19 protein-coding genes are annotated in these 17,566 nt (G+C 55.4%); all 19 read right to left on the reverse strand.

Annotated elements, in window-relative coordinates:
- Window positions 1-14: 14 nt before the first annotated feature.
- Complete coding sequence (locus PSR63_RS03610) at window positions 15-941, reverse strand: flagellar type III secretion system pore protein FliP (RefSeq protein WP_274330830.1); 927 nt, start codon at window positions 939-941, stop codon at window positions 15-17.
- A gap of 3 nt (window positions 942-944) precedes the next feature.
- Window positions 945-1,625, reverse strand: coding sequence for a FliO/MopB family protein (locus tag PSR63_RS03615; RefSeq protein WP_274330832.1), 681 nt, complete (start codon window positions 1,623-1,625; stop codon window positions 945-947).
- A gap of 191 nt (window positions 1,626-1,816) precedes the next feature.
- Window positions 1,817-2,452: a flagellar motor switch protein FliN gene (gene fliN / locus PSR63_RS03620; protein ID WP_274330833.1), complete on the reverse strand. Its 636-nt coding sequence runs from the start codon at window positions 2,450-2,452 to the stop codon at window positions 1,817-1,819.
- Between the two features lie 33 nt (window positions 2,453-2,485).
- Complete coding sequence (locus PSR63_RS03625; RefSeq protein ID WP_274330835.1) at window positions 2,486-2,992, reverse strand: hypothetical protein; 507 nt, start codon at window positions 2,990-2,992, stop codon at window positions 2,486-2,488.
- A 127-nt stretch (window positions 2,993-3,119) separates the two neighbouring features.
- Complete coding sequence (locus PSR63_RS03630; protein WP_274330836.1) at window positions 3,120-3,887, reverse strand: OmpA/MotB family protein; 768 nt, start codon at window positions 3,885-3,887, stop codon at window positions 3,120-3,122.
- 12 nt (window positions 3,888-3,899) lie between these two features.
- Window positions 3,900-4,676 (reverse strand): motility protein A, encoded by a 777-nt coding sequence (locus PSR63_RS03635; protein WP_274330837.1) that lies wholly within the window; start codon window positions 4,674-4,676, stop codon window positions 3,900-3,902.
- Between the two features lie 11 nt (window positions 4,677-4,687).
- Window positions 4,688-4,909: a flagellar FlbD family protein gene (locus PSR63_RS03640; protein ID WP_274330839.1), complete on the reverse strand. Its 222-nt coding sequence runs from the start codon at window positions 4,907-4,909 to the stop codon at window positions 4,688-4,690.
- A gap of 96 nt (window positions 4,910-5,005) precedes the next feature.
- Window positions 5,006-7,846, reverse strand: coding sequence for a flagellar hook-basal body complex protein (locus tag PSR63_RS03645; protein WP_274330841.1), 2,841 nt, complete (start codon window positions 7,844-7,846; stop codon window positions 5,006-5,008).
- A gap of 57 nt (window positions 7,847-7,903) precedes the next feature.
- Window positions 7,904-8,467 (reverse strand): flagellar hook assembly protein FlgD, encoded by a 564-nt coding sequence (locus PSR63_RS03650; protein ID WP_274330842.1) that lies wholly within the window; start codon window positions 8,465-8,467, stop codon window positions 7,904-7,906.
- Window positions 8,468-8,538: 71 nt separating this feature from the next.
- Entirely contained in the window at window positions 8,539-10,164 is a 1,626-nt protein-coding gene (locus PSR63_RS03655) for a flagellar hook-length control protein FliK (protein WP_274330843.1), read from the reverse strand.
- 11 nt (window positions 10,165-10,175) lie between these two features.
- Window positions 10,176-10,874, reverse strand: coding sequence for a hypothetical protein (locus tag PSR63_RS03660; RefSeq protein WP_274330845.1), 699 nt, complete (start codon window positions 10,872-10,874; stop codon window positions 10,176-10,178).
- Window positions 10,875-10,876: 2 nt separating this feature from the next.
- On the reverse strand, window positions 10,877-11,326 hold the full coding sequence (locus tag PSR63_RS03665; RefSeq protein WP_274330846.1) for a flagellar export protein FliJ: 450 nt from the start codon (window positions 11,324-11,326) through the stop codon (window positions 10,877-10,879).
- Window positions 11,327-11,343: 17 nt separating this feature from the next.
- Entirely contained in the window at window positions 11,344-12,702 is a 1,359-nt protein-coding gene (locus tag PSR63_RS03670) for a FliI/YscN family ATPase (protein ID WP_274330847.1), read from the reverse strand.
- Complete coding sequence (locus PSR63_RS03675) at window positions 12,699-13,367, reverse strand: FliH/SctL family protein (RefSeq protein ID WP_274330849.1); 669 nt, start codon at window positions 13,365-13,367, stop codon at window positions 12,699-12,701. Before PSR63_RS03675 ends, PSR63_RS03670 begins: the two co-directional genes overlap by 4 nt.
- Before the next feature lie 12 nt (window positions 13,368-13,379).
- Window positions 13,380-14,537: a FliG C-terminal domain-containing protein gene (locus PSR63_RS03680; RefSeq protein ID WP_274330851.1), complete on the reverse strand. Its 1,158-nt coding sequence runs from the start codon at window positions 14,535-14,537 to the stop codon at window positions 13,380-13,382.
- Window positions 14,538-14,575: 38 nt separating this feature from the next.
- The gene (locus tag PSR63_RS03685) at window positions 14,576-16,246 is read right to left on the reverse strand and encodes a hypothetical protein (RefSeq protein ID WP_274330853.1); all 1,671 of its coding nucleotides are present in this window, start codon (window positions 16,244-16,246) and stop codon (window positions 14,576-14,578) included.
- A gap of 83 nt (window positions 16,247-16,329) precedes the next feature.
- On the reverse strand, window positions 16,330-16,632 hold the full coding sequence (gene fliE / locus PSR63_RS03690) for a flagellar hook-basal body complex protein FliE (RefSeq protein ID WP_144971380.1): 303 nt from the start codon (window positions 16,630-16,632) through the stop codon (window positions 16,330-16,332).
- Between the two features lie 19 nt (window positions 16,633-16,651).
- A complete protein-coding gene (flgC, locus tag PSR63_RS03695) occupies window positions 16,652-17,074 on the reverse strand; it encodes a flagellar basal body rod protein FlgC (RefSeq protein WP_274330856.1) in 423 nt (140 codons plus the stop codon).
- Between the two features lie 40 nt (window positions 17,075-17,114).
- The gene (locus PSR63_RS03700; RefSeq protein WP_274330858.1) at window positions 17,115-17,528 is read right to left on the reverse strand and encodes a flagellar basal body rod protein FlgB; all 414 of its coding nucleotides are present in this window, start codon (window positions 17,526-17,528) and stop codon (window positions 17,115-17,117) included.
- Window positions 17,529-17,566: the final 38 nt, after the last annotated feature.

A 17,566-nucleotide genomic window follows, 5' to 3' on the forward strand; every position in this document is an offset into this window, starting at 1 on the left:
CGTGGTGCCTAAGGCTAGAGACTGGGAGCGAAACTCTGCATCAACATGCCGATGATTAACGTCCAACCATCGACCAGCACGAAGAGCAAAATCTTAAACGGCAGCGAGATCATCACCGGCGGCAACATCATCATGCCCATCGAGATCGTCACGCTGGCAATCACGATGTCGAGAATCAGAAACGGAAGATAAATCTGGAAGCCGATCAGGAATGCTGTTTTCAATTCACTGAGCATGAATGCCGGAACCAACGCCTGTAGTGGCACGTCGTCGTACGATTGAGGCTCCCCAATCTCTTCCCGTGTTTTCTTAGGTAGGAACTCGTAGAACATCCACACATCGTCGCTGTTGCCAGCGATATCGATCTGCTTAGCCATAAACTGCCGGATCGGTTTGACACCTCGTTCCCAGGCTTCGTCTGGACCGGTAACGCCCGTAACGGGATCTTCCTCGGCAAACAGCTTAAACGGTTGCCCTGTTTCAGGATTCACTTCCTGACGCGTGTAAGGCCCGATGCTTTCCTGGTAAACCTCTTGCCAGTAAGGATGCATCACCATGAACGTCATGAACATGGCAAGCGCGGTGATCACCTGGCTCGGGGGAAGCTGCTGTGTGCCGATCGCTTGTCGCAACAGACCGAGCACGATCGTAATGCGAATAAAACTGGTCGTCATGATCAAAAGCGCTGGAGCCAGGCTGATGACCGTCAACAGCACCATGATCTGGATCGTGCTGGACAGCCCCTGGGGACTGGTCCAATGCTCGGGACCCGCCTTGACGAAATCGCTCAGGTCTTCCACTTCATTCTGGATCGGCCGATCGAGTGACGACTCGATAAGCGTCTCTGGGATGGAAGTGGCTTGCTGCGCGATCGCCAGTTGCGGCTGGATGGCAACCGCCAGCGCAATCAAGGCCCAAGCAAGGTTTCGCAAATAGTGCATCAACTAGGCCTCCAGGAATCCACGTGCTGGCTTGTGTCCCATTTGGCTCAGCACATCTTGGAACGTGGCCGTCATGCTGCCGGGTGAATCTTGACGAACAATCGTCAGCAGGCGTTCGACTTCGCTAGGATCGGTGATCTCGGTCAGTGTTTCGACGCTGTTGGGCGTAACGCACAAGAGCAGGAGCTTCTGACCGACGCGAACCAATTCCAACTGCTGCTTACCACTGAGTTGGCTCTTACCCAGAACCTGGATAATCTCTTTGGAAAGCCGGCCGCCGCCTGGTTTCATATTCTTCTTACCGACCCAGGCAAACATCAGAAACAAGCCGACCACTACGAACAGGCTCGCAGCGATGCTGGCCGTTTGATTGCCTTGGAAGTTGAAGACCGGCATTGAGACGCCTTCGTCCTTAGCCTTGCTCGGGGGCGGAAGCTTCAGCGGCTCGACTGCTGCCGCAGGCTGAGCGACGGCAGGATTAGCCATGTTGCCGCCTACTTCCGGCACCGCTTCAACATGCAGTGCTTGAGCCAGCGGAGGCATGGCGGGTGGAGCTTCGTTTTGGATCTGCAGCGGCTGATTGGGTGGCACTTGCGAGCCCGAGTAGTCGTTGGCCATCGCATCGTGTGCAACCACGATCCAAGTCATTGCCAACACGCTCGCAGCAAGGATTCCGTTCCGCATGAAAGTCTTCCTGATTTTCACTCAAGTCGCGAAGGCGACTAGGCCGAAAAAGATAGTGGGGAATTAGCTTCCTGCCGCATCCCATCTCCCACACAATAATTGCGGGTGAGGCATCTTAGAAACTGGGCCGTCTCGGCTCAAGACGAATCAGGCGAAACACTGGGCAATTGCGTGCTAGCAGACGCCTGTTATTAGACGACCGAATCACCCACGATCAGCTCGGTGATACGCACGCAGAAGTTGTCGTTGAGAATCAGCACTTCCCCGCGGGCAATGAGCCGTCCGTTGACGAAGATATCGACCGGATCGCCGGCCAGCTTATCCAGCGGCACAACCGAGCCTTTCTGCATCTGCAGGACTTCTTCCAGGTGCATGTCCGCGTGTCCCAGCTCGATCTTCACCTCGAGTTCGACATCACGAACCAGGTCGATCGTTGTCTTATCAGAGCTCGCCGGGGAGCCGCCAAAGTCGCGGAGGGTGAACGGAGCGATGCCAGCGGGCATGTTTTCGTTCGGTGAATTCAGCGAAGCGATCGCGGCTTCGGCTTGATTGAGCAGGTACTCCATGTCGGAGGCACCTTCGCCGGTAGCTGCCTGAGACGCTTGCGGCGTCGGCTGCGTAGCGGTGGCAGCGGCAGGCTGTTGCTGCTTTGGCTGAGAACTTGCCGGAGGTCCAGGATTTTGAAACAAGGCTTCAATATCGTTCTGGTCGAGGGCCTCGAGATCTTCCTGTTGTTTAGGGGCAGGACCGCTAGCACCCACCTCACCCGATTGGGCTTTACGGAGCAGCTCTTCAATCTCGTCCTGTCCCATTTGATCGTCAGTCATCGGATTCCATTCCAGATGAGAGGTCGTCGTCGATTATTGCTCGACGAAGGAAAACTCGCTAAACACGATGGAATGCACCATCGGTTTGCCCAAGATGTTGTTGGTTTTCTCTAAAATCTTCCGCTTGAGCAACCCCAAACTGGGATCGGTTAGCTCTCCTTCGTCGCTACTGCGGACCGTCACAATCACTTGTTCGCGAAAGCGGTTCTCGTTCTTTTCCATCGAAGCGGTGAAGTCGGCCTCGTCGCTGGCCCGAATCGTTGCGTAGAGATGGAAGTCAATTCGCATCGTCGATTCGCTCAGTGGGCGGTAGGCGGTGATGCCAAATGGCTTGCCCAGATCAACCTCGACAGTCTCTTCGTCAGCGGACAACGGCTGAAGCTCCTGCTTCATCATGGTGCCGTCCGTCTGTCCTGACTGAGCTTGCATTTCCGCGGCCCGAATCACGTCCTGCGGACTAGGAATGATGAGGTATGCCACCACGCATTCCACAAGAACCAAGACGAGAATCCCTCCCATAATCTGCAATTTTGCTTTCATGGGAGGTCCTTTTGCTACGTCAGGCGACGCGGTGCTAGATGCTGAATCAGCCATGGAAATCTGCTTCTCGCGAGACTATCTCGAACATACTACTGCACAAACGTAGCATGTACTGGCGCGCACGCAGCTAGTTTCCTGGTGCCTCTATCGGAGGGGCCCGCCGATTGGCTTGCTCCTGGGCCGTACCGACCAGATCGTCGATCACTTCATCCAGCAGAAACACTTCGACACGCGGGTTTTGCTTCAACAGCAGCGGGTCGGTCCCAATATGAAACGGCTCGTTTTTCCCGGCTACCGAGACACGAATGCGTCGTTCGTCGATACCCAGCGACACAAGATACTCCCTAACGGCCATACAACGGGCATAGGCCAGGTCCCAGTGCGTTTTGTAGGGACTATTCGGAGGAAGCGGCCGGAGCGAAGTATGGCCGCGAATCTCGATCTTTTGTGGTTTCCCACCGAATTCCAAGCTTTGGGCCTGAAGCGCTTCGATGGCTGTCTGGTCAAGCTTCGCGCTGTCTTCGGGGAAGTAGACAACCGTTCCAACTGCGGTTTTCGATCCAGGCCGGATAATCCGAACTTGCGGGCTATCGCCAACCGGAGCTTTGACTTTGTCACCGCCAGCATGGGTCGAGAAACGCTTGGCACGCCCCATCGTCGCCAGCTTGGCCAGGTTAGAATTGCGCGGCTTCGCGTTTCCAGCGATCACGCTTTCCATGGAGCTGTCGTGACCGAACTGCCGGCGAAACGACTCGACGAGTGCCTGATACTGCTCTTCCTTCTTAATCTCGCTCATCGAAACGAGCATGATGAAGAAGGTCAGCAACAGGGACATCATATCGCCGAAGGTTACGACCCATTCAGGGATACCGCCAGCATCGTCTTCATCGTCCATGGCATGCCTTCCTTATTTCTCGGCGTCGAGCTTAGCGCGAACCGACGGCGGCAGAAACGTGCGTAGCTTTTGTTCGATGACTCGTGGATTCTCGCCGGATTGAATCGCCATGATGCCGCGAATGACAATTTCCATCCCGAGCAGTTCCTGCTTGTTCAGGAAGCCTAACTTCTCGGAAAACGGCAGAAAAAAGACATTCGAGACAATGGCACCGTAAAGCGTCGTTAACAACGCGACAGCCATACCAGAACCAATCGAGCTGGGATCGCTCATATTGCCGAGCATGATGATCAGCCCGAGCAGCGTTCCGATCATTCCGTAAGCCGGAGCGAATCGCCCCATCTGGTCAGAAACGGCCTTGGCATCCCGGTGCCGCGTCGCCACGGCATCCATTTCGGTTCGCATGATATCTTCGATGGCATCCGGACGAGTGCCGTCCACGGCCATTTGAATACCTGTGATGATGAACGGGTTATCGATTTCGCTCACCCGGTTCTCTAAAGCGAGAAGGCCATCGCGACGAGCCGTTTCAGCCAGGCTGACGATTTGCTTGATCAGTGCACCGTAGTCGGTTGCCTTGTTTAGAAAGACAACTTTGAGCGACATGGGCATCCCGAGCATCGATTTCAGCGGAAATGCGATCATGCACGCGGCCAACGCCCCGCCGCAAACCACCAGTAACGACGGTACGTCGACGAACGCCATCAGGGATGAACCTGGCGCGATCAAAATGGCTACGAGAATCAGTCCCATCGCAGCCAAAAGTCCGACGACGGATGCGATATCCATGGCGTTTTATTCTATTTTTCCCCGGCGTCTGGCCGGGCAAATCCTGGGGGTAACAAATTTTTGCGTTGGTGGTACTCGATTACGCGATCTACGACAACGTCAGTTCCCTCTTGAACGACAATCCGATCCCCATTGGTGAGGGTAATAAACGTGTCGGGATTGGCTTCTACGTACCGAATCAACTCGGCATTTAAGACGAACGGCTCGCCACCGAGTCGGGTCAACTTGATCATCCAGGCCGCTCCTATTCGAAGCACGGAATGCCTAGTGCGCTTGATTAGCGCACTAGGCTTTCAACCGTAGGTCACTATTTAGGACGTGCTAGCGTTTTATCGCCGCAGGTTCAAAAGTTCGTCAAACAGCTGCTGGGCAGTCGTGATCACCCGGGAACTACCTCGATACTGCGTCGAAGCCAGAATCAGGTCGATCAGGTTGCCACCGATATCGGTATTACTCAATTCCACGGCACCAGCGATGACGTCGCCCAGGCCGTCTGCGCCCGGATCGCCGGTAACCGGCAGACCGGAGTTCACGCCGGTGGCGTACAGGTTTTCACCACGCTGTTCCAAACCAGTCGGGTTACCGAAGCGTGCCAACTGAAGCATGCCCAGGTCACGGTCGACACCGTTGGAGAACACACCACGAATCACACCATCTTCACCAATGATGAAGCTATTGAGCGTACCAGTACCGGAACCGTCCTGCCGCGAGGCATTGAGCGTAGGCTCGTCGGCGGCCAGACCTGACAGCTGAGTGAAGTCGAGGTCGAATTCCAGTGGCGACTGCGATGGAATGTCACGACGCTGGATCGTGACGGTGTTGTTGTCGGTACCGACAAAGTTACCGTCACCATCGAAGTAGATGAGCCCGGTACCTACAGCAATTTCGGCTTCGCCGATATCGCCAGTGTCCATAGCCGCATCGTTGTCCGGCGAGTCGGCATACCAGCGGTAAACCGTGTTCGTTCCATCTCGGCTTTCCAGGGTGGCGGTCACGCGGACATTCACAGGAATACCCAGCGTATCGTAGACCACGAAGTCAGATACGGCACTTTGTCCCACCGCTTCCTGAACCGTACCGAAGTTAAGGTTGGGGTTCTGGAGCACACCGCTGTTGTCGTCCAGTGTGAACGACGACAGCTTAATGTCGACCGCATTGTCGGTACCGTTGTTCGAGACGATGCGGATGCGACCATCGTCGATCGAGATCCCTTGCGACAATGTTCCCGATTCGCCAGGAATCGAATTGGTCGAACCAGGAATCGGGTTCGCATTACCGTTCACCGACGGCTGAATACCGGTCGAGGACTGAATAAACTCTAGCAGTTCCTGCACGATGGTCGTATCAGTAATCGTGAAGGTCTTCTCGTCGAGTTTGCGTTCGCCCTTGTAGCCGGTAAAGCTGAGTTCGCCGACTTCAAAGACATTCTCGAAGTTCAGCCCGTCACGCTTCACCACGTCGACCAGCAGCGTATTCGAGTCGATCTTGGGACCGTCCAAGTCAATCGTCTTGTTGCCAGGAATGGACAAGTCAGAGATCTCGGAGTCCGGTGTCATATCAATGAAGTCTTCGCCTGGATCAAGCTCTTCCACCAGGAAGAAGCTCGACGAGTCAGTCGAAAGGTTTCGATAGATACGGACTTTGTCGTACGCCGGGAAACCACCTTCCGGCGGTGGAGTCGGTGGAAGTGGCAAGTTGGAAAGTTCGATACGACCATTCACCACGTTCTGAGGACCGATGGCCAACGACGGACGCGATTCTTCTTCACCCGCACGAGCATAGGTGACCAGATAGGTATAGTTACCGTTGATCGTCTGGGCATCGAGCTGATTAGTTGTCAGCGGCGTGCTGCCATCGTCGACATACGGCGTCGCGGCGGCGGCCATCGTCAAAGTATCCAACTCGTAGAAATCACTACCACCAGCGGCCGTTCGGTAGATTCGCACCGAATCGTAGTCCGGGCTGGTAGGAAGACTGTCCAGAACCACCGAGTAGCCATTGCCATCGGCCGGGCTACCGGAAACCGTAACGGTGTGGGCATTGGAAGGAGCCGTTTCGTTGCCCGAACCATCGATGAACGTGTAGCGGTATTGATAGACGTCACCACCATTGAGCGTGCCGTCGACGCCCGTACCGCCGATCATCGCTGCCCCTAGCTGAGTGGCAGTTGGTGCTGCGGCAGTATCGGTCACCGGAGAACCCATCGCGGTCGAATTGACCAGGAAGTAGGTCGCACCGCCGTCGTTACTGCGGTACATATTGACCTGCGAGAACGAACTCGACTGCGGCGGATTGGTGAAGGTAACCGTGTTGTCGTTCGCCGAAGCATTACCATCGGCCAGGGTCACGGCGTAGTCAGCCGAAGCAAGCGTTTCGCCCGAAAGGCCAGCATTCGAGAACGTAAAGCGATAGTTGAACGTACCATCAGGCACCGAACCACCAGCACCTTCAGCCTGTGAATCGGTTGTGGTCGTTACCCCTGGAGTGATCGCTGAAGCGGTCGTCGTAGAGGTAATGTTTGGCTGCGTCGTAACACCCACGTTGGTAGCCGAAGTATCGGGACGAGGCACATTGGAGTTACCCAGGATCGCACTCTCGATCACCTGACCTTGCGTTGCCAGGTCACCGGTCGCGGTCAGCGTACCTTCGAGGTAAACGTTTTCAGTCGCTTTGGCGACACTCTTGGCACCAAGCGGAATCGTGAGCGGTACTAATTGCGTTCGTTGAATCTGGAAGTTTTCGTCGATACCAAAACCAAGGACGCGCTGGCCGGTAATCGTGACAAGTTCGTTTTGCGAATTCGTCTTGAAGATACCGTTACGGGTATACAACGTTTCGCCGTTGCCCCCTTCCACGATAAAGAACCCGTCCCCCTGGATAGCCAGGTCGGAAGGGCTGTTACTGACTTCAATCGTACCCTGAGTGAAGTTGGGCGTGATCTCCGCGACCTTCGTACCCAGACCCGTTTGACGTGGGTTGGTACCACCATTGGAAGACGTCGGCTTAGAACCGAGACTTTGTGTCTGCAGAAACTGGGTCGCAAACGTTGCCTGCGATGCCTTGAAACCGACCGTCTGCGAGTTCGCCAGGTTATTACCGGTGACGTCGATTTGTGTTTCGGCCGCCGTCATCCCGGTCAGAGCGGTCGATAATGCAGATGCTAGACCCATGATTATGCTCCTTGCAATTTAGGAAACGTCTCCAAGTCCATGGAGAGCGTGGTTGTTTTAGGTAGTCGTTTCTTCTGTTTCGTCACCGGAATCATCACCGCCGTCGGTACTGTCTCCTGAGTCATCCCCAGAGCCAGTTCCTCCCGTGCCGTCGGTTCCGCCGGTTGGAGGAGTCTGAGTATTTGCTGGCAGAATCGTGAAGATGTCATCCATGTTCACGTCGACCGTCTGATCGCCGGTATTGACCTTCAACGTCATCTCGCGGGTCCCATCGTCGTTGGGAGCCAACTGGACGCTCTGTACCACGCCAAACAGAACGTACCCGTCGTCGGTCAGTGCCTGGACTTGCTTCCCGATCAAGCCACTCGCGGTCGAGATGCCTTGACTCTGCTGCATCGATTCGAGCGACTCGCGGAGTTGATCGGTCGCTCCGATCTCGCGAATCTGACTGATCTGTTGCAGCATCTCCGAGTTTTCCATCGGATCGAGTGGATCCTGATTCTGCAATTCGGTGATCATCAATTGCAGAAAGTGATCCATGTTCAACTCACGCAAGTCCGTAGGCTGCTTGGTGGTAGAACTGGAACTATTGGTCGACGAACTAGAATCGATTCTTGACATGATTCGCTCACAGGAAAGTGAACTGCGGTTAATTTATTTTGTTGTTACTCAAGTCTGTCTTACGCGTACTTTTAAATGGTCACATTCAAGTTGCGACTATCGCGTTCGGCATCCTTGTTGACGGTCTCGCGTGGCCCCGAAGGAGACTCTTCCTCGCTACTACTCTCGACGCCTTGGCGGCTTGAAGTTTGCGAACCACTTTGACCTTCGGATTGATCAGCAAAAGTCGATGCCGAACCATCTTGAGGCGTTTGCTGCCCCATCAGTTCGACCTCAAACTGTTGAACGTTGATATTCGATTCCGCCAACCGCTCTCGCAGTTGCGGAAGGTTTTCTAACAGGACCTGCCGCGTCGCAGCATTCTCGGCTTCGATCTTGGCGGTCATATTGCCGTTTTCGATCTTGATCTCGACCTTCAATTGACCGAGCTCGGAAGGGTTCAAGCGAATCTTGATCGACTGCCCTGGCGGCGTCGTTTCGACGGCCCTGGCAACTCGATTGATCAAGCGAATCTGCTGCTTGGGATCGAGTTTGGGCGCCTGACTTCCCTCAGACTTCTGAAGTGTTCCCCGCTGAAATCCACGCTGCAAGAGCGAGGCCAGGTTGTTCACGCCGGTGGTGTTATTAGAAGCACTACTGCCCGCGGAGGATGATGCCGGTACCGCACTGCCGGATGCAGCCGCCGCTAGTGCTTCGCTGGCTTTGGCCACGGCAGCGACCGTCGATGTATCAGGCGCCGTAGTCTGGGTTGGTTCCACAATGTCGACAGACTTGGCTTTATTATTCTCCGCTCGCTGCGACGATGTGTTCTTTGGTTTTCGATCGAAAGAACGGTCTCCCGCTTGGTCTTCCGTTTCTAAATCGACCGTGGTTTCGGACGTTTCATCGGCGACTTGCTCGACCGATTCCAGCTTCAGCTTTCCTTTGTCGTGGGAATGAACTTCGCTGGTCTCTTCGCCTGGGTTCGTATCGACGCCTTCGACAGCGACTTCTTCTGCGGCAGCAAAGGTCTGCTCGTCCGACTCTTTCGATTTCCGTCGGACCGACTGGATGGTTGTCTCGGCGGCCGAATCGTGCTGCTCATTGGAGGGTTCTTCGGATGCCTTTGTCGTATCAAGCGGTTGGTCGGTATCCACTTCGCCGGGAAGCGGTGCTTCCTTCTTCTCACCAGATGAGCGAATTACCTCGTCGGGAGCTTGCTCTTCAGCTTCGGCCTGCTCTGTGTCAGCTAAGGTATCGGGAGCACTTAACAGTTGCTCTTGCTGAGTCGCCGCGGCAGCGGTTTCCAGGGCCGCCTGATTGGGTTCACCCGATTCCTCTTCACGTGCGGATGGCTGCTCGGAGAAGTCAACCACGGCGGCCGTATCGTCTTGGTCTGTCGGTGAATCGGCAGGCGGATCAACGTTCGACGTTTCTCTTGTGGGCGCTTCGCTGGTGTACGAAGCGGACGAATCATCGTAACCGTCGTGCAGGTTGGGATCGTCGGTGGGTGCCGTGTACGGATCGTTTGCTACGGCCGTGGTCCCCGTCGACACGACTGGATCGAATGGCTTCGAGCCCTTAGATGCCATGGCCTGGGAAGACTTCATGATCAAGTCGAAAAACGCCATCGGATCCGCAGCAGGCGCGGAATTGTTCCGCGTCCCACCGGACCAGCCGGGCGTCGGATTCACCGAGTTTGATGATGACGGTTCCATGATTTCCCTCGTTAGTTGGACGGCGGCGCGAACTGTTGAAGTTGATCCCGGGCATCCCCCAGAATCTCCGTATCTGGCACACCACGTCGAATCTCGTCCAATATGTCGGCAAGCTTTTCCTGCTCTTCTTCCGAGCGAAACTCGCCCATAATCTTTTTACGTTTATCCGTGGACATCGCCTTGATGATCTTCACCACGTCGATCATGGCTTCGTCATCGCGCTGCAGCATCATCAAGATTTGCTCTTTGGCTTGCCGCGGCTCCAATGCCTCCAAGGTCCGTTGCACTTCGACAATCGCCTCGTCCAATACACCGTCTTCGAGTGCCTTCAAACGCTGATCGAATCCCTGCTTCAGTTGGTCGTAACGACGACGTTCTTCCATCAGCCGCGATTGCATATTGCGGAGGTTTTCAATCCCGGTATCCAAGGCCTGCAAGCGAAAGTCGAGCGCCAAGTGACGCTGGGCTCTTTCGTCAATGATCTGCTGCATATCGGGCTCTTCATTGTCTTCCGCAGGCTCATCCTTGTTCTGAACTTCTTCTCGGATGGCATCCTCATCGATCCCATACACAATGGCCATCAACGAGTAAAAGCGGTCTTTGGAGAATGTCCCTGAGTTGGCAAACACGGCGACACAGATCACCTGCGCCAACACAGTTGCCACACACAGGTAGGCGAAAAACGCTCCCGCCATTCGTACCAAAGCCACGGCTATACTCCTTTACGCATGAAACCGCTCAGGGCGATCTCGTCTATTTGTTTCGCTTCCGTCGCAGCTTCCAACTGTAGGTGCTGCTCGTGCTTTTGTTCTTTGAGCTTCTCCAGCGTTCGCACTTCATGGTCCGCATCGATCAATGCCTGGCGTCGCTGCTGGATGTGCGGTTGAAGCTTGAGCATCAACTGCTGCTTCTCGACGTGTAACGCCTTCAAAAACACCACCTCACGCTGCGAAGCGGTGATCAAGTCGACATTCAGGGTCCCGGCTTGGGTCAGACCACGAATGTAGGCGTGTTGGTCTTCAATGTCATTTTCGATCCCCGCCTGGTGTTCCTTGAGCTGCTCTTCAGCTCGCAGCACTTCGGCAAGTTCCGCGCGACGCTCATCCCGTGCAGCGATTTTTAGCCGCAGGTAGGTCTCGAGTCGGAAGCGGAACTTGGACATGACGATCTATTTCCTAGTTACCGGGCGGCGATTTTCGGGCCACCGGCGGCCTGAAGGTTAGGTTGGGCGATACTGCACTTACGAACCAGGGCCATCAACTGCTCTTGGGCAGACTCAACGCTTGCCTGTTCATCAACACGCTGACGAAGGAATCGATCAATCTCGTCCTTCAAGCGAATGGCCATATCGATTCGCGGATTGGAACCTTGGCGATACGCTCCAATGTTGATCAGGTCTTCGTTCTCGGCATAGGTTGCCATCAGGTCGCGAATCACGATCGCCCCGGCACGAACTTCCTCGCTCACGAGGTCGTTCATCAAACGACTGATGCTTTGCATAATGTCGATCGCTGGGTAGTGACCTTTGCTGGCGAGCTTTCGCGACAGCACAATGTGCCCGTCGAGTAAACCACGCACCGTGTCAGCCACCGGTTCATTCGTGTCATCCCCTTCGACCAACACGGTGTAGAACGCCGTGATACTTCCTTGCTGTGTGCGTCCGGTTCGCTCCACCAGGCGAGGCAGCATCGCGAACATGGACGGTGGATATCCTTTGGTCGTGGGAGGCTCGCCGGCGGCCAGGCCGATCTCACGCTGTGCCATGGCGAAACGCGTCACGCTATCCATCAGGAAGAGCACGTTCTTGCCACTTGCACGAAACGATTCGGCAATGCTGGTCGCGGCCATTGCCGCTTGCATCCGCTGAATGGCTGGCTGATCGCTTGTCGCCACGACCACAACGCTCCGTGCCATCCCCTCTGGCCCGAGGTCGCGTTCGATGAAGTCGTTCACTTCACGGCCTCGTTCGCCGATCAACGCAATCACATTCACATCGGCCGACGTGTAGCGGGCCATCATCCCCAGGGTGACACTCTTGCCGACACCACTGCCGGCGAAGATCCCCACGCGTTGGCCCAGCCCGCAGGTCAACATGCCGTCGATGGCTCGAACACCGGTCGAGATCGTTTGGTCGATTCGTGGTCGGTTGATCGCGTTGGGGGGATCTTGGTCTAAACGAACTCGATCCGTAGGAATCGCTGCAGGCAGGTCATCGACGCAGTTTCCATGAGCGTCCAGCACCCGGCCAAGGAGTTGTTCTCCAACACCCACCGTACGGAACGAATGAGTCAGGCGAACGCGGTTCCCGCGCCGAATTCCTTGTACGCCAGTCAGTGGATAGATGAGCGTTTGCTCGCCCTTGAAGCCAATGACTTCCGCAGGGATCGGCGGCCCGACTTGCCGTTCGACTTCCACGACCGCACCAATTGGCACCGGGAACCCGGCAACGGCGGTGGTGGTTCCGAAGGTTTCAACGACACTTCCGGTAACCGCCGTCGGCATGACCTGATTGAGTCGACTCTTGAGAGCAGCAATCATGTGGCACCTCCCAACTCGTCAGCAATCCGTGACAGCTGCGTTTCGATGCGATTGTCGATTGCCCCAAATGGGGTTTCCACAATGCAGCCGCCGCGACTGATGGCAGGGTCGGCAATGATCTGCGTCGAGGCAAGCTTCTTCAACTCGTCGCACAGCATCGCTTCGCCACTTTGCATGCTGCTTAAGTCTTGAGGATTGAGTCGAATGTGAATCTCGCCACATCCTGACGCCAGTTGCAACGATTCGCGGACGAGCGAGGCCGAGATCTGAGGATCACTGGCTAGCTCGCGACGGACAACCTTTTCCGCGATCGCGACGGCGACCTGAAGGCCGATCTTTTCCCACTGATTGAGCCAGTTTTGCCGCTCGGTCGTCAGGTCTTGTACTAAGGTTCGCAGTGCCGGCAGCAGCGTCGCGGCATGCTGATCGACTTCGGCCTTAAGCGACTGGCGGGCTCTTTGTTCGGCGGCTTGACGCCCTTCGGCTTCGGCCTTGGCACGTATCTGCTTGGCTTGCTCTTGGGCCTGCTTGATGATGTCGGCGGCCTTGAGCTTCACATTGTTTAAGTCGCTTTGCGCCTTGTCGGATACGTCGTTCAAATTAAAAGCGACGGTCGACAGCGTGTGGGCTTCGTGCTCAAGTTTTCCGGATTTGATGACGGCCATGCTGCGTTCTCCTTATGCGGCTGCCTGAAGTCGGCTCGTTGTCGGAGCCTGGGAAGCCACAAGCAACGCATCCGCTGCCAGGCACATTTGCCGTTTCGCGTGGTCGATATCGGCCAGCAAGACCGGCTGCATTTCACGAATCTTTCGTTCCAGTAGCTTCACGTCCCCTGCCCCGAGACCACGAGAGATCCGCTTCATCACCGCCGGCGAAGCACCGCACAAAGCCAACAGCACGACCTTAGGGCCCGCTTGATGCAAGACCTTGGCCAGTGACGTATCGTCCAGCACGGCAAAGCGTTCAAACGGGAACTTGGGTTGTGGTAGTTCTCGCGGAACGGCTTCCTTCTTGGGTGCCGGTCGGGGAGCTTCTACAACCGCTTCGACCTTTGGTTCCACTTTCGGTTCAGGCTTGGCCGGAACAGGTGGCAGCGAAACGGCCGCCGGTTGAGGCATGGGCATTTTGATGATCGAACGTTCGATTTCGGCACCCTTGAGCGATTCCAATTCACCTGGAAGCTGCGAACCACGACTGCGTAATTCGGCCAGAAGTTGTTCGGCTTGATCGCCGGACGAAGCATTGAGGATTGCCTGAGCAGCGGCCATTCCCATACGGCGACGCTCGAATGCCAACACCTGACGCGAAACGATCTGTTTGATTCGCGATTCAATCTCGGCCACGATCTCTTGCGAAGGCTCGTCCAACTGCGTGATGCGATGCACGACGTCTGCTTGCAGGCGAGCAGGTAGTTGCCGCAAGATCTCCGACGCCCGTTCTGGCTGGAGATAGCTCATTACTACAGCGGTGACCTGCGGGTGCTCTTGCTCGAAGAATGGCGCCAGCATCTCGCTGGGGGCATCATTCAAAAAGGCAAACGGCGGAGGCGTGGACGCCGACGACTCTACCGCGGGGACACCTTCCGGTTCTTGGTAAGTGAACTCCATCTCGACGCCGGGATCTTCAGCAGGCAGTTGTCGACCTGAGTTACGCAGGAATTCATCGAGAACGGTCTGTCGTTCTTCATCCGATACATTTTCCAACTCGATCGACATCCAGCGAATCTGAGAGGCGACCTCTTCCGGCATGCTCTCGAGAAGCTTATCGGCCGAGGCCTCATCTAAGCTGGCGATGACGATGGCGGCTTTGCGAATTGTTTCAGGGGACGTGCTCATGATGTTTCTCTAAAAAGTGCAACAACCTTTAGGGGCACTTAGTTGGGACTTCCGATCCAGGTTTGCAGAATTCCCAAAGCCGTATCAGGGTCTTCACGAACCATGTCGGCCAATTCGTTTTTCAAGTTAGGACCGCTACCTTGGGCAAAGCGTTTCTTCAGCAGCCCTTGCATCGATCCCTCGGGCAGCTCTTCCTTTTTTTCTTCCTTGGCTTGAGTCGCCGCTGGGTCTTCCAGCTTGAAGGATTCGTTTTGATCGGATGCACCGGCACCGCTTTTCAGCATGCCACGAAGCATGAATAGTCCGACAACGGCGAATCCAATCGTCGCCATGGTTTGCCAATTGGTTGCCAACCAAGCCATGGCTGTATCAGCCACCGCAGGCTCAGGCGTTGGTGTTTCGGGAAGTTGAGGAGCCGTCCAGACATATACCTGGGGATAAGGATCGTCCCCCTTGGCTTGCTCTGGCAGCAACGTCACCACGGTGGTTTCCACCGTTTTTTTGGTCTCGTCTTCGATCTTCTTCAGTTCGCCCGGATCTGGAGTCTTCGGCTGCTGACCGACAGGCGTAGGGTTACGCGAGTTCCAGACATCGACGTAGTACTGACTAGGAATGCTGACCGAAACGGTGACTCGCTTCGGCGTGAGCGATGCCAACTGTTTCTGGGTGTAGTCCTGGTTGGTGACGGCAAGCGTTTCTTCTCGATTCGATTCCGAGGTCTCTTCGCGCATCGGATTCGAGCTGACTGAGGTGGGCTGATTCGGTCCTTGGCGCTCCAAACCTGGCCGACCCGAATTGGTTGGCGTCCGGCGTATCTCGGATGATTTCTCTGCCATCGAAGCCAACGGGGTCGGTCGTGGATCGTACTTAATTCCCTTTTCGATGCGGTTCATCTCTGGATCAAGTTCGACATTGACCGTCACGTTGTTGCCGCTGATGAATCGCAGGGCGTTGTCGATCGTTTCGGTCCAGTGGTCCTCGAACCATTTCTTGCGTGCTGCGTAAGGGTCGTCATTGACCGAAGCCAAGTCATTGTCCAGCCCGCTAAAGGTTTTCCGCGTGTTCAAGTCGGTCACGGAAACATGTTCAGCATCGAGGCCTGCAATCGAGTGAGCGATGTAGTTTTGAACGCTTTTGACGGTCTTGGCATCGATCTCTTCCGAGCCACTCGGACGCACAACCACCGAAGCCGTGTATACCTTCTTACGAGGAAATCCACCCTTGTCTTCGATGTCGTACTGGACCGACGCGTACTCGATACCACGCATGTTGCGCAGCACCAAAGCCATCTCCTTCTCGCGAGCAACCTTCTGCCGGTCAGCGCGGTGGGCTTCCGATTCAAATGGACTTGCTTGTTCGACAGCGCCGACCATGCTGTCGTGGAAGTCTGGCGGAATCGCGTTGTTTTTGACCAGTGCGGCGATGTAGTCGACGCGGCGGCTACGCGGCACGTATATCTGGCTACCGACGACCTCATAGTCGTCGAGTGCTTCGGAAGCAAACGCGGCGAGAATGGCCTTTTGATCGGCCGGAGCAATCGGAGCGCCCGACAGAATCGGGACGTCCTTTTGGAACATGTTGCTTTGAAACAGAAAAGCGACACTAGTAACAATGGCAATGACCAATAGGCCTGCGATGATCCGGGAACCGGGTGTCATCGAGACAAACAGGTCTTTGACTTGTTCAAACGCTTTGTTCAAAAAGTCCATCCTTGGACCCTTCAAGCTGCGGAATCGAGTGGATTAGTTTTACCTGGCAACCGCCGAATCCTTCGGCCGTTACGTTATCTCTCTTAAACGCGAATGTCTTTCACTTCGGCGTAGGCTTGCATCATCTTGTTGCGAACCTGCAGCATCATTTTGAAGGACATGTCGGCTTTCTGAACAGCGGTTAACACCTCGGCCGGGTTAACATCGCCGCCGGTGAACAGCGACTCGACCGCTCGGTCGGCGTCCTGTTGCATCTGGTTTACTTCTTGAATTCCTTCGAGAAGGAATTTCCCGAACGACTCAGGCCCATTCTCCGGCTTGCCAGGCAAGGGATTGGGGGTCTGAGGAATGTTCAGCTGCTGTTGAATTGCGTTAATGGATGCCATCGGGGGGAAGTTCCATCAATTACGCCAAAATACGGAGCGTTTGGCTCGTCATGTTCTTGGTCATTTCAATCACACCCACGTTGGATTCGTAGGCTCGGCTTGCCTCCAAGGCATCGACAAACTGTTCGGTCATGTCGACGTTGGGATACTCGACATACCCTTTCCACTTGCCATCCTTGATGGCTAGGGGGTGGTCCGGTTGCCATCGCCGCTTCGGTTCGACCGCATCTTCACGAACCTCGGCAACTTTCACCCCAGCGGCACCGCTGGTGGTTGCCAATTCGTGGTCGGTTTCCAGGATGACGTGCTTGGCCCGGTAAGGACCGAGGCGGCCGTTGGCGTCACGTAGCGACGACATATTCGCAATATTCTGCGAAATCGTGGTCAGGCGTTCGCGTTGTGCGATGAGCCCACTGGTGCTGATATCCAAAGCGGAAATCATGAGGACATCCTTTCCTGACTAAGTTAAATCCGTTGGGGGGTTAAACGCGTTCGCTAATGGCGACGCCCAACAAACGAAACTGGCTTTCCATGATCGCCAAGGCCGTGTTGTGCATCGTCTGGTTTTTGGACAGTTCGGCGACTTGCTTTTCGATGTCGAGGTTACTCTCGTCGTGAAACAAGATGCCGTTGAGCGAGTCTTTTACTTCTCGCATCGGGTCGCCGTCCTGGGTGTGGACGAGCCCCGGCGAGATTGGTTCGTTCGGGTTATTCTTTCGTTCGATCGCCTCGGAAAGTACTTCGTGAAAGCGATCGACGTTCAGGTCGCGGCCTTTGTAACCAGGCACACGCTGGTTGGCGATGTTGGTCGCCAAAATGGAGTGTCGCTTCTGCGCGAAGTTAACGACCTGTTCGAGAACAGGAACGGTGTTCGCATTGAAGATCGAGTTTTCCATGATTGGCTTCCTTACGCTTGTCGCCTGATATATTGCAA

Origin of the sequence: Bremerella sp. P1 (assembly GCF_028748185.1) — a bacterium.
Lineage (GTDB): Bacteria > Planctomycetota > Planctomycetia > Pirellulales > Pirellulaceae > Bremerella.

Coding starts and splice junctions, on each gene's coding strand:
- PSR63_RS03610 (WP_274330830.1), bottom strand. CDS start 941: ATGCACTATTTGCGAAACCTTGCTTGGGCCTTGATTGCGCTGGCGGTT.
- PSR63_RS03615 (WP_274330832.1), bottom strand. CDS start 1,625: ATGCGGAACGGAATCCTTGCTGCGAGCGTGTTGGCAATGACTTGGATC.
- fliN (WP_274330833.1), bottom strand. CDS start 2,452: ATGACTGACGATCAAATGGGACAGGACGAGATTGAAGAGCTGCTCCGT.
- PSR63_RS03625 (WP_274330835.1), bottom strand. CDS start 2,992: ATGAAAGCAAAATTGCAGATTATGGGAGGGATTCTCGTCTTGGTTCTT.
- PSR63_RS03630 (WP_274330836.1), bottom strand. CDS start 3,887: ATGGACGATGAAGACGATGCTGGCGGTATCCCTGAATGGGTCGTAACC.
- PSR63_RS03635 (WP_274330837.1), bottom strand. CDS start 4,676: ATGGATATCGCATCCGTCGTCGGACTTTTGGCTGCGATGGGACTGATT.
- PSR63_RS03640 (WP_274330839.1), bottom strand. CDS start 4,909: ATGATCAAGTTGACCCGACTCGGTGGCGAGCCGTTCGTCTTAAATGCC.
- PSR63_RS03645 (WP_274330841.1), bottom strand. CDS start 7,846: ATGGGTCTAGCATCTGCATTATCGACCGCTCTGACCGGGATGACGGCG.
- PSR63_RS03650 (WP_274330842.1), bottom strand. CDS start 8,467: ATGTCAAGAATCGATTCTAGTTCGTCGACCAATAGTTCCAGTTCTACC.
- PSR63_RS03655 (WP_274330843.1), bottom strand. CDS start 10,164: ATGGAACCGTCATCATCAAACTCGGTGAATCCGACGCCCGGCTGGTCC.
- PSR63_RS03665 (WP_274330846.1), bottom strand. CDS start 11,326: ATGTCCAAGTTCCGCTTCCGACTCGAGACCTACCTGCGGCTAAAAATC.
- PSR63_RS03670 (WP_274330847.1), bottom strand. CDS start 12,702: ATGATTGCTGCTCTCAAGAGTCGACTCAATCAGGTCATGCCGACGGCG.
- PSR63_RS03675 (WP_274330849.1), bottom strand. CDS start 13,367: ATGGCCGTCATCAAATCCGGAAAACTTGAGCACGAAGCCCACACGCTG.
- PSR63_RS03680 (WP_274330851.1), bottom strand. CDS start 14,537: ATGAGCACGTCCCCTGAAACAATTCGCAAAGCCGCCATCGTCATCGCC.
- PSR63_RS03685 (WP_274330853.1), bottom strand. CDS start 16,246: ATGGACTTTTTGAACAAAGCGTTTGAACAAGTCAAAGACCTGTTTGTC.
- fliE (WP_144971380.1), bottom strand. CDS start 16,632: ATGGCATCCATTAACGCAATTCAACAGCAGCTGAACATTCCTCAGACC.
- flgC (WP_274330856.1), bottom strand. CDS start 17,074: ATGATTTCCGCTTTGGATATCAGCACCAGTGGGCTCATCGCACAACGC.
- PSR63_RS03700 (WP_274330858.1), bottom strand. CDS start 17,528: ATGGAAAACTCGATCTTCAATGCGAACACCGTTCCTGTTCTCGAACAG.